Origin of the sequence: Pseudomonas sp. ADAK7, assembly GCF_012935675.1 — a bacterium.
Lineage (GTDB): Bacteria > Pseudomonadota > Gammaproteobacteria > Pseudomonadales > Pseudomonadaceae > Aquipseudomonas.
Genome location: NZ_CP052861.1, coordinates 153,338 through 164,012 on the forward strand (window position 1 = coordinate 153,338; position 10,675 = coordinate 164,012).

The 10,675-nt window shown below is 59.1% G+C and carries 8 protein-coding genes; 2 read left to right on the forward strand and 6 right to left on the reverse strand.

All coding sequences use genetic code 11. The features are described 5' to 3' along the window. Positions 1-2: 2 nt before the first annotated feature. The gene (proP, locus tag HKK53_RS00875; protein WP_169368880.1) at positions 3-1,505 is read right to left on the reverse strand and encodes a glycine betaine/L-proline transporter ProP; all 1,503 of its coding nucleotides are present in this window, start codon (positions 1,503-1,505) and stop codon (positions 3-5) included. Positions 1,506-1,613: 108 nt separating this feature from the next. Beyond that, positions 1,614-2,525, reverse strand: a complete 912-nt coding sequence (locus HKK53_RS00880; RefSeq protein WP_169368881.1) for a bestrophin family protein — start codon at positions 2,523-2,525, stop codon at positions 1,614-1,616. A 148-nt stretch (positions 2,526-2,673) separates the two neighbouring features. Between HKK53_RS00880 and HKK53_RS00885 the strand changes: the two genes are divergently transcribed. Both HKK53_RS00885 and HKK53_RS00890 read left to right on the forward strand, forming a co-directional pair. Continuing rightward, positions 2,674-3,600: a Gfo/Idh/MocA family protein gene (locus HKK53_RS00885; RefSeq protein WP_169368882.1), complete on the forward strand. Its 927-nt coding sequence runs from the start codon at positions 2,674-2,676 to the stop codon at positions 3,598-3,600. Positions 3,601-3,732: 132 nt separating this feature from the next. After that, a complete protein-coding gene (locus HKK53_RS00890; protein WP_169368883.1) occupies positions 3,733-4,737 on the forward strand; it encodes a hypothetical protein in 1,005 nt (334 codons plus the stop codon). Between the two features lie 122 nt (positions 4,738-4,859). Here the strand turns inward: HKK53_RS00890 and aqpZ are convergent, their stop codons facing one another. The 4 genes from aqpZ to HKK53_RS00910 form a co-directional block, all read right to left on the reverse strand. Further along, complete coding sequence (gene aqpZ, locus HKK53_RS00895) at positions 4,860-5,558, reverse strand: aquaporin Z (RefSeq protein ID WP_169368884.1); 699 nt, start codon at positions 5,556-5,558, stop codon at positions 4,860-4,862. A 416-nt stretch (positions 5,559-5,974) separates the two neighbouring features. Beyond that, positions 5,975-7,303 (reverse strand): TolC family outer membrane protein, encoded by a 1,329-nt coding sequence (locus HKK53_RS00900; protein WP_169368885.1) that lies wholly within the window; start codon positions 7,301-7,303, stop codon positions 5,975-5,977. 1 nt (position 7,304) lies between these two features. Further along, positions 7,305-8,645, reverse strand: a complete 1,341-nt coding sequence (locus tag HKK53_RS00905) for an HlyD family type I secretion periplasmic adaptor subunit (protein ID WP_169368886.1) — start codon at positions 8,643-8,645, stop codon at positions 7,305-7,307. 6 nt (positions 8,646-8,651) lie between these two features. Continuing rightward, complete coding sequence (locus HKK53_RS00910) at positions 8,652-10,388, reverse strand: type I secretion system permease/ATPase (protein ID WP_169368887.1); 1,737 nt, start codon at positions 10,386-10,388, stop codon at positions 8,652-8,654. Positions 10,389-10,675 lie beyond the last annotated feature (287 nt).

Genomic DNA, 10,675 nt, shown 5'->3' on the forward strand with positions numbered 1-10,675 from the left:
CGTCAGTCGATGCGTGGGTGCTGTTGCACCAGGTTTTTGCGCTTGGCTTCCAATTCGGCGATTTGCGCGTCGATGTCTTCGATTTTCTGTTCGATATTGTCTTCATGCTCTTGCAGCAGTTCTTTCGCTTCCTCAAGGTCGGAGGCTGCCGGGGCCGCGCCGCGCAAGGGCATGTTGGCGGTTTCTTTCATGGTGATGCCCGTCACCAGGCCGACGATGGCGATCACCATCAGGTAGTACGCCGGCATGTACAGGTTGTTGGTGCTTTCCACCAGCCAGGCCACCAGGGTCGGGGTCAGGCCCGCGATCAGCACCGAGACGTTGAAGGCACTGGCCAACGCGCTGTAGCGGATGTGCGTGGGGAACATCGCCGGCAGGGTCGAGGCCATCACGCCGATGAAGAAGTTGAGCACCACGGCAATGATCAGCAGCCCGGAGAAAATCAGCCCGAGCTTGCCGCTGTTGATCAGCATAAAGGCCGGAATGGCCAGGCAGAACAGCGCGATACTGCCGAACAGGATGAAGGGCCGGCGGCCAATTTTGTCGCTCAAAAAGCCGATCAGGGGCTGCACGAACAACATGCCGACCATGATCGCGATGATGATCAGCACCCCATGGTTTTCGCTGTAGTGCAGGTTGTGCGCGAGGTAGCTCGGCATATAGGTGAGCAGCATGTAGTAGGTGACGTTGGTCACCGCCACCACGCCGATGCAGGTCATCAGGCTGCGCCAGTGCTTGGTCGCGACTTCTCTGAACGACACTTTCGGGCCGCGCGCCAGGCCTTCGCGGTCGCCCTGTTCGAGTTTCTCGACATGTTGCTGGAAGGCCGGGGTCTCTTCGAGTGCGTTACGCAAGTACAGGCCGATCATGCCCAGGGGCAGGGCGAGGAAGAACGGCAGGCGCCAGCCCCACGCTTCGAACTGCTCTTCGCCGATCACCGCGGAAATCAACACCACCAGGCCGGCGCCGAGGACAAACCCGGCGATGGAGCCGAAGTCCAGCCAACTGCCGAGGAAGCCGCGCTTGCGGTCCGGGGCATACTCGGCGACGAAGATCGAGGCGCCGGTGTATTCGCCGCCCACCGAGAAGCCTTGGGCCATCTTCGCCAGCAACAGCAGGATCGGCGCCCAGATGCCGATCGTGTCATAGGACGGAATCAGCCCGATGGCGAAGGTGCTCAGGGACATGATGACGATGGTGGCCGCCAGGACTTTCTGTCGGCCATATTTGTCGCCCAAGGCGCCGAAGAACAGGCCACCCAGAGGACGGATCAGGAACGGTACCGAGAAGGTCGCCAGTGCGGCGATCATCTGTACGCTGGGCGAGGCGCCGGGGAAGAACACCTTGCCCAGCACATAGGCGACGAAGCCGTAAACGCCGAAGTCGAACCATTCCATGGCATTGCCCAGTGCGGCGGCGGTGATCGCCTTACGCATCTTGGCGTCGTCGACAATGATGATGTCGTCCAATCCGATGGGATTGACGGTTTTCTTGCTTGATTTCATGCGAATTACTCTGTCCCTGATGGCTGTCGATGCCATTGTCTTAATGGCACGTGCTCTTGGTTCAGATACATGAAGACACGGAATAATTCACCACTTGCCGCTTTTTTGTTAAATCACCACTGTGCTGGGGTAGTCGAGGCGATCGCCACCCAGCGAATCCCGTTGCATGGAGTGCAGGTTTTTCTCGATGGTTTCGCACAAGGCTTCCATCTGGATCTGGTGCTCGCTGTCGCGGAACGGGCTTTGCAGATCGGTGCCGATGCGTTCGATGGCCAGCAGCATGAAGCCCACCACCGTCGAGGCCAGCGGAGTGAACCAGCCCAGGGACTCGACCAGCCCCACCGGCACAATCAGGCAGAACAGCGAAATAAACAGTCGTGGGAAATACACGTAAGGGTAGGGCAGCGGCGTATTGGCAATCCGCTCCATGCCGCCCTGGCTGTTGGACAGATCGACCAGGGTCGTCTCCAGCCGCGAAAGGCGAATGCTGTCCAGGTGCCCGGCCTTGTATTCCTGAGCCAGCAGCGCCGCGGAACCGTTGAGGATATCGTTGGCAAAGTTATTGGTAGAGCCGCTGCGCGCGAACTCCCCGGCGGGAATAAACGCCTGCACCTCGGGCGGGCACGGCTGGCCCCGAAGATGCGCCGCCAGGCAATTCACATACGCCACGTGGCGACGCAGCAGGGTTGATTTCATCGGATTGACCTCATTACCCGGGTCATCCAGCAATGTCAGGACTTGCCGCGCAAAGCTGCGGGAGTTATTGACCATCGCTCCCCACAAGGTGCGCGCTTCCCACCAGCGATTGTAGGCACTGCTGTTGCGAAAGCTGATCAACACCACCAACGCCGAGCCGAGCAACGTCAGCGGCATCAGCGGCAAAGTGATTTTGCTGTTGAGAATCAGCATGAAGTCCACGGTGACGGCGATGTCCCAGAGCAACAACCAGAACAGGGCCCAGCCGACATAGCCCATGGTCTTGATGATCAGGCGGTATTTTTTGATGATGGCGGCTTTCAAGCGGCGACCTCGCGGCGAGTGGTGGGCATTAATGCTCTAACTCGGACGGTGATTGTCGGGTAAAGGTTCGCTGGGGGGCTGCGATCAATGATCCGAGCGGTGTAACCTGCGCGCTTCCCAAGATAAGAAAAATAACCAGGAGTCATTGATGCAACCGATCCGTCTCGGTCTGGTGGGCTACGGCAAGATTGCCCAGGATCAACACGTTCCCGCTATCCACGCCAACCCTGCGTTCCAGTTGGTGTCTGTCGCCACCCAAGGGCAGCCCTGCGCCGGGGTTGAGAACTTCAAGTCCCTGGGTGAGTTGCTGGAAAACGGCCCGCCCGTCGATGCGATTGCGTTTTGCACGCCGCCCCAAGGACGCTTCGCCCTGGTGCAACAAGCACTGGCCGCTGGCAAACACGTGTTGGTCGAAAAACCGCCGTGCGCCACCTTGGGCGAGGCGATGGCGCTGGTGGATCAGGTCGCGGCGCAAGGCGTCAGCGGCTTGTTCGCCTGGCATTCACGCTACGCCCCCGGCATCGAGGCGGCCCGTGACTGGCTGACCAGCCGCACCCTGCAAAGCGTGCAGATCGACTGGAAGGAAGACGTGCGCAAATGGCACCCCGGCCAGGCCTGGATCTGGCAACCCGGCGGCCTCGGCGTGTTCGATCCCGGCATCAATGCCTTGTCGATTGCCACCCATTTGCTGCCGTTTCCGCTGTTTGTCGAATCCGCCGAACTGCGCGTCCCCAGCAACTGCCAGTCGCCGATTGCCGCGTCGATCAAAATGTCCGACGCACGCCACCTCGACGTCCGCGCCGAGTTCGATTTCGACCACGGGCATGACGAACTCTGGAGCATCGAAATTCGCTGCACCGAAGGCGTCCTGCGCCTGGACAACGGTGGCGCGCTGTTGAGCATCGACGGCGTGCGCCAGGCGGTATCGGAGGAAGGTGAGTACGCGGCGGTTTATCGGCATTTTCAGCAGTTGATTAGCGATAAGGCCAGTGATCTGGACCTTCAGCCGTTACGGCTGGTGGCGGATAGTTTCTTTGTGGGGAGTCGGGCGTTGGTTGAGGCGTTCTACGATTAAGGATGCTGGTCAGTTAACAGGGCTCAGGCGAAAACCCCACTTAGTAGCAGCTGGCGAAGCCTGCGTTCGGCTGCGAAGCAGTCGTAAAACCTGAATCCGCGGTCATCCTGATACACCGCGTAGCCTGATTTAATGACTGCTTCGCAGCCGAACGCAGGCTTCGCCAGCTGCTACAGGTCGCGTTACGGCTTTTTATATGAACAGTCAGTCGCCCCGAGCGGCGATCAGGCTATTTTCAGGGATGATTGGGTGATGAAGTTTGTGCAACGCATCAAGGCGTACTTTGGGTGGGATTCGCTTCGGGAGGCCGACACTTCAATGGCGCAAGATGACCATCAAGTACCTTCTCGCGTGGAACAAAACCTGGCGTGGATGCCGACATTTGAAGCGCTCAAGCCCCTTGATCTTCCACCTCCCGCCTGTCCTCCATTAGGGCCGTCCACCGGCCAGTTGGCCAGTCGCTATCGGGCCTACATTGCGCAAGTAGAGCCGCTCGATACGCCAGTGGCCAACGAAGCGTTGCGCGAGGCCGGGCAGCGTTTGGCCAGGGACCTGCTTGCAAAAGCGATTGACCTCAGCTACTCCAAAGCCCAAGAACTCTCGCCGGATATTTACTGGCTGATGCAAAGCGCGGCGCTGGCTTCGTTATTTGCTGACGGTCCGCAGTCGGATGCGTTCGTGGCTTATCGAAATCACGTTCACTACTACAGGGACGCCGCGCTGATGACGGCCCAAGTCGGGGCATTCGACCTGTACGTAACCTCGCGTAGTCCCAGACAGCCAATGAACGAAAGCGAAATTCAATCACGCTCACCTGACGATCACTATTGTGTTGAGGTGACGCCTTGGGAGGCACGTCACTCCCTTTGGGTATACCCGCCACGCATTATCGATACCCGGCAGGGGATCTGTATTTTGCGATTCTCGGACGCTTGTTGGTCAGCGGATCAATCCACTTGGCTCAACCCGACGACGGTAGAACTCACACTACGTAAATTCCCGGGAGACCGGATGGGGCAGGGCGTGCGCGTCGTTGTCGACTGTGATGGGCGCGTTGCTCGTTGGGGCAGCGGAAAAACAGTCGCGTTATCGGATTTGGAAAGTGCGCTTGAAGCCGTCCTGAACGAAGCGGGATAAGGGCGGGAAAAGGGGACAGATCTATTTTCTTCAAAATACATCCGTCCCTTATTGCCCATGCGGAAGACGAGAAGATCACCTCGCCCTATCGACAAGGATGATCATCGCGCAGGGCACGCAGGTTAGCGGGAATCTTTACCCAGCCAGCGATAGGTCACGCCACCGATGACTGCGCCCAAGATCGGCGCCAACCAAAATAGCCACAGTTGCTGAATCGCCCAACCACCCACAATCAGCGCCGGGCCTGTACTGCGTGCCGGATTGACCGAGGTGTTAGTGACGGGGATAGAGATCAGGTGGATCAAGGTCAGCCCCAGGCCGATGGCAATCGGTGCCAGAGCGGCAGGGGCGCGTTTGTCGGTGGCGCCGAGGATGATCAGGATGAACATCGCGGTCAGCACCAACTCGGTGACAAACCCCGCCGCCATCGAGTAGCCGCCTGGCGAGTGTTCGCCGTAGCCATTGGACGCGAGGCCACTGGCCAGTTCGAAACCGGGTTTGCCACTGGCGATGAAGTACAGCAGGCCTGCTGCAATAATCCCGCCCAACACTTGGGCGAGGATATAAGCAGGTAATTCTTTGGCCGGAAATCGTCCACCCACTACCAGTCCGACCGAAACCGCGGGGTTGAGATGACAGCCGGAAATGTGGCCGATGGCGAAAGCCATGGTCAGTACCGTCAAGCCAAACGCGAGGGAAACGCCCAGAAAACCAATTCCTGCATCAGGAAACGTCGCGGCCAAAACCGCACTGCCGCAGCCACCAAATACTAGCCAGAACGTACCTAACAACTCAGTAGCCGAACGTTTGAACAGAGACATAAGACAGTGCCTTATTGAGATTGGAGAGAAAACACTAACGAGACATGTCCGTTACTGATGTAGGACATTTCTCAAGCATCACTCTGAAATTTCTCAGGCTCTGGTTTCGCTGAAGATGAGGAAAAGGGGACCGGTCTATTTTCTTCGCGTCCCCTTATCTGACAACAAAAAGTCCGCGCATGGCGGACTCTTTGTATGGGGTCAAATCCTTTTGTCCGTTCAATCTGCGCTCCGTTCTGTGAGCGTTTTGTGAAAAGCATGTCGATGGAACGAAAAAACCCGGCACTTGGCCGGGCTCCTTGTCGATACGCCCCATCCTTTTGGCTGAGCGCATTTCCTCAGAGGCAGGCGAAGGGAGCGCCGTGGTGTGCCCGGGTTTTGCCGACCACCTTGTAAAAGTGCCGTGCAGGCGAGCGTCAGTTGGTGACCAACAGTTCCGGGCCGAGGTAGTTGTTGATGTGGTCGATATCGTCGTCGCCCAGACTGCCCACTGAAGAGGCCAGGCGCAGACGCGACATCAAGTAGCGCAACTTGGCCTCGACCAGATCGTGGCGTGCTACGAAGAGCAGCTCTTCGGCATTGAGCACGTCCGAGTTGGTGCTGGTGCCGCCTTCTTTGAAGCCTTTGCGTGTCGAAGTCAGTGAGCGTTCGTTGGACTCCACTGCCCTTTCCAGCGCGTGAATACGTGTGGCGCCGCTCTCTACGCCCCGATACTCACGGGTGGTGCCGGAGATGACTTCCTGGCGCGTGGCGTCGAGCTCATCCAAGGCCTTATAGCTATTGGCGCTCGCCTGGCGTGTCAACGCGCTGGTGCCGCCACCGTTGTACAGCGGAAAGTTTACTTCCAGCCCGATTGAGCCGTAGCGGTTGCGTTGATTCAGCTCGGAGATTGATTGGCTCTCGCCCGCGGTATAACCGGCGACGAAATCCAGTGTTGGCCAGTGGCCGGCCTTGGCGCGCTTCACTTCTTCTTCGGCGAGGTCGCTGCTATGACGGCGCGCATGGATCAGCGGGCTGTCGCTCTGGGCTTTGACCAACCAGTCCTGCAGGTTGCTCGGTAGCAGCGGTGGCGTATCGAAGCCTGGACGCAAGGTGGTCAGCGATTCGGGGGTTTCGCCGATGTATTCCTCAAGCTTGCGGCGCGCATTGACCAGGTTGTCCTGCGCTTCGATCAGCTCAACTGCGGCGAGGTCGTAGCGAGCGGCCGACTCGTCGATGTCAGTGACGGTGCCGGCTCCCAACTCCATGCGCCGTTTCGCCGAAGCGAGCTGCTCGTCGAAGGCGCTCAGTTTGGATTTGGCGAGGACGATGGTTTCGCTGGCCAGGAGCACGTCGAAATAGCTTTCAGCCAGGCGCACCGCGGCGTCCTGACTCTTGGCATCGAACACCGCGACGCTGTAGTCGGCACGCTGCTTGCCTTGGCGGTACTCGGACATCTTCTGTTTGTTGAACAGCGGCTGGCGCAGGCGCACGTTAGCGCCCTTGGAGGTGTAGTCGAGATCCCTTTCGACGCCACTCTGGCGCTGGGTGCCATTGACCTTGTTGTCGTAGGCCGAGGCATTGATTTGCGGTAGCAGGCCGGCCATGCCGATGGCGCGGTTTTCCACGCCGGCCTCCTTTTCATGCACCGCGGCGCGATAGACAGGGCCTTGGTACTGCAACAGATCCCAGGCTTGTTTGAGGTCCATGGCACTGGCCGGGACGGACAGCGCCAGCAGGCAGAAGCACAGGCAATGACGGTCCATTTCATTGTTCCTTGAAGGAGCTGTCGACACGCTCAAGCATTGGTTTGAGAAGATAGCTCAGCATGTTGCGCTCACCCGTCTTGATGGTGACGCTGGCGGGCATACCCGGACGAATGTGATTGCTGCCAAGCAGGCTCATGCCATCGGGCGTGACTTCTACCTGCGCCAGATAGAACGGTTGTTTGCTTTCCTCATCGAGCAGGCGGTCGGCGGAGACGGTCTTCACGCGGCCAGGAATATTGGGCGTCCGGGCATGGTTGAAGGCCGGGAAGGCGATGTCCACGGCCAGGCCCGGGACCATCTTGTCGATGGCCTGCACGGGAATCATTGCGTCGACCTGCAGCGGTTCGTTGTCCGGAACGATTTCCATGATCTTGAAGCCGGGTTGAATGATCCCGCCGATGGTGGCGATGCTCAGGGACTGGACCATGCCATCGATGGGCGATCGAATCACCGTGTGGGCCACTTCATAGTCCAGCGCGCGCAAGCGGTCGGCCAAAGTGGTGTTTTCCTTGGCGGTGTCGGTGAGCTGCGATTCGACTTCCTTCAAGTAATCGTGCTGGCGCTGCAGGATGCGCAGCTTGATTTCGGTGGTCTGGCTACGCACGCGAGCGATGTTGTTGAGGTTCTCGGCCTGGCCGGCGGAGAGGTCGGCATTGCTGCGTTCCAGTTCAAGCAGACGGTTGCGGGGGACATAACCTTCGGCCGCCAGCATGCGGGTGCCTTTCAGTTCCTGGTCGAGGAAGTTGATCTGCGAGGCGCGGGCGCCATACACCTGCTGCAGTCCCTTGAACTGCACCGCCGACGCCGCGAGGTTTTCCTGCAAGATGCTGATTTCGCCAGCGAGGCCTGCACGCCGGGTGTCCAGCAGGCGTTGTTGCAGATCCATGGCGGCCACGAGGCGGTAGTCATTCCCGAAGCGCTTGAGCAATTCGGGATCGTAGTTCACTACATCGCGGCCATCACGTTCCGCTTCCAGGCGGTTTTCCACCGTCTTGCTGACGATGTACTGGGCGCTGACCGCGCCCTGTTCGGCAGCGGCACGCAACGAGTCGAGGCGGACCACCTCCTGGCCTTTTTTCACTGCATCGCCTTCGCGAACAAGAATGGCCTCCACGGTGCCGCCGCTCAAATGCTGCACGGCTTTGCGATTGCTGGTGACTTTTACCGTGCCTGTCGCTACCACGCCGGCATCCAGCGGCGCCAGCCAGGACCACAGGAGGAAACCACCGAAGCCGGCGAGCATCAGCAACATGCCCCAGCGCACGGGTTTGCCGACGTCCAGATCCACTACGTTCCTGGTATCGGTGAGAATCATGTCGGTGTGTTGGCTCATTTGCATGATCGTTTACTCCCGTGCTTTGACGGAGGCCAGCGGAGTTGACGCGCCTGCCGGCATCACACTGGCCTTGCGCAGCGCTGCGAATACTTCGTCGCGAGTGCCGAGCATCTGCACACCGCCGTCGCGCAGCATCAGCACCTTATCGACGGCGCACAGCACATTGGGACGGTGGGAAATCAGAATGACGGTGGCGCCGCGATTTTTGAGTTGGGCGAGCGCATCGACCAAGGCCTTTTCACCGACGTCGTCGAGGTTGGCGTTCGGCTCATCCAGCACAATCAGGTTGGGTTCTCCATACAGCGCGCGGGCCAAGGCGATGCGTTGCTTCTGGCCTCCGGAAAGCGGGCTGCCATCGGTGCCCAGACGGGTCTCATAACCCTGTGCCAAACGCAGGATCATCTCGTGCACGCCTGTAGTCCTGGCGGCGCGGATGACCGCGTCGCTGTCCACTTCGCCAAAGCGCGCAATGTTGTCGGCGATGGTGCCCTCGAACAGTTCCACATCCTGCGGCAGGTAACCGAGCCAGGGGCCCAGTTCGCCCTTGTTCCAGGTGAATATGTCCGCGCCGTCCAGGCGTACCTTGCCGGCCTGTGCCGGCCAGACGCCAACCAACAGGCGGGCGAGGGTGGATTTGCCCGAGGCGGATGGACCGATGATGCCAAGGCTTTCTCCGGGGGAAAGGTTGAAGCTCACCCCGCGCAGAATCGTGTTGCCGGTACCGGGGGCACCGGCATACACATTCTCCACCGCCAACATGCCCAGCGGCCGCTGCAGCGACATGCTCGGTGGCCGGCGCGGATAGTCGTTCAGCATCTCGTTCAACCGGCCCCAGGCCGAACGGCAGCCCAGCAGTTGCTTCCACGATGCGATGACTTGTTCCACCGGGCCCAGCGCACGGCCAGTGAGGATCGAGCAAGCAATCATCATCCCGGGGGTGATCTTGCCTTCGATCGCCAGCAGCGCGCCGGCGCCGAGGATCAGCGATTGCAACGTGATACGCACGAAGCGCCCGGTACTGCTGATCAGGGCGGCACGGTCAGAGGCCAGGGTCTGCATTTCCAGTATGCGCAAATGGCTTTGGTACCAGCGCTTGCCGATCGACGGCAGCATGCCCATGGCCTCGATGACCTCGGCATTGCGCAGGTTGTTGTTGGCGTAGCTGGCGGAGGAGAGGGCGGCCTGATTGGCTTCGGCCAGCGGCTTTTGTGTGGCCTTCTCGGTGAGATAAGCCAGGCCCACCAGAATCAGCGAGCCGATCAGCGTGATCAGTCCGAGCAGCGGATGGATCAGATAGGCGACCAGCAGGTAGATCGGCGTCCATGGCGCATCAAAGAAAGCGAACAGGCCATTGCCGGTGAGGAACTGTCGCACCTGCGCGAGATCCTGCAGGGCCTGGGCCGGATTACCACCGGCGCGGCTCAGATTGCGCTCGAACGCTGCGGTGAAAATGCGGCGATTGAGGTCCATGTCGAGGCAGTTGCCGACCCGGATCATCACGCGGGTGCGGAACATTTCCAGCGTGGCCATCAGCAAGAACAGGCCTATCACCAGAATGGTCAACATCGTCAACGTTGTGACGTTGCGACTGACCAACGCCCGATCATAGACCTGCAGCATATAGACGGCTGGCGTCAACATCATGACGTTGATGACGCCACTGAACCCTGCCAGCGAATAAAAACTGCGGCGCAGGCGAAAAATCGCGTCAGCCAGTTCGGATCGGGTGCTCGAGAGCTTGTGCATTTGATAGTCCCTCACCGAAAAAGCCGGTTGTGCTGCGGCAAAAAAGCAGCAGCAAATGTTATGGCAAACCATAGATGTAGTTGCGAATGCTTATCGTGGACACAAGTAATAGCGTTCTTGGAAAAGTTCCATAAGTTTTTATGTTCACATGCAGCAGCGTAGGTGGCGTTTGTCTCTCTAGCGATACAGCTTGAAATAACATTTCGCTCTAGTAGTTCAGCTGAATTTATATATCTCCTTAAAGAACAGTAAGTTGGCATCTCAAATGACAATAATCTTTTTTACGT

What these genes read in the sequence shown, in the direction of transcription:
- HKK53_RS00885 (WP_169368882.1), top strand. Translation starts at nt 2,674, where the DNA reads ATGCAACCGATCCGTCTCGGTCTGGTGGGCTACGGCAAGATTGCCCAG.
- proP (WP_169368880.1), bottom strand. Translation starts at nt 1,505, where the DNA reads ATGAAATCAAGCAAGAAAACCGTCAATCCCATCGGATTGGACGACATC.
- HKK53_RS00910 (WP_169368887.1), bottom strand. Translation starts at nt 10,388, where the DNA reads ATGCACAAGCTCTCGAGCACCCGATCCGAACTGGCTGACGCGATTTTT.
- HKK53_RS00905 (WP_169368886.1), bottom strand. Translation starts at nt 8,645, where the DNA reads ATGCAAATGAGCCAACACACCGACATGATTCTCACCGATACCAGGAAC.
- HKK53_RS00900 (WP_169368885.1), bottom strand. Translation starts at nt 7,303, where the DNA reads ATGGACCGTCATTGCCTGTGCTTCTGCCTGCTGGCGCTGTCCGTCCCG.
- HKK53_RS00890 (WP_169368883.1), top strand. Translation starts at nt 3,733, where the DNA reads ATGACTGCTTCGCAGCCGAACGCAGGCTTCGCCAGCTGCTACAGGTCG.
- aqpZ (WP_169368884.1), bottom strand. Translation starts at nt 5,558, where the DNA reads ATGTCTCTGTTCAAACGTTCGGCTACTGAGTTGTTAGGTACGTTCTGG.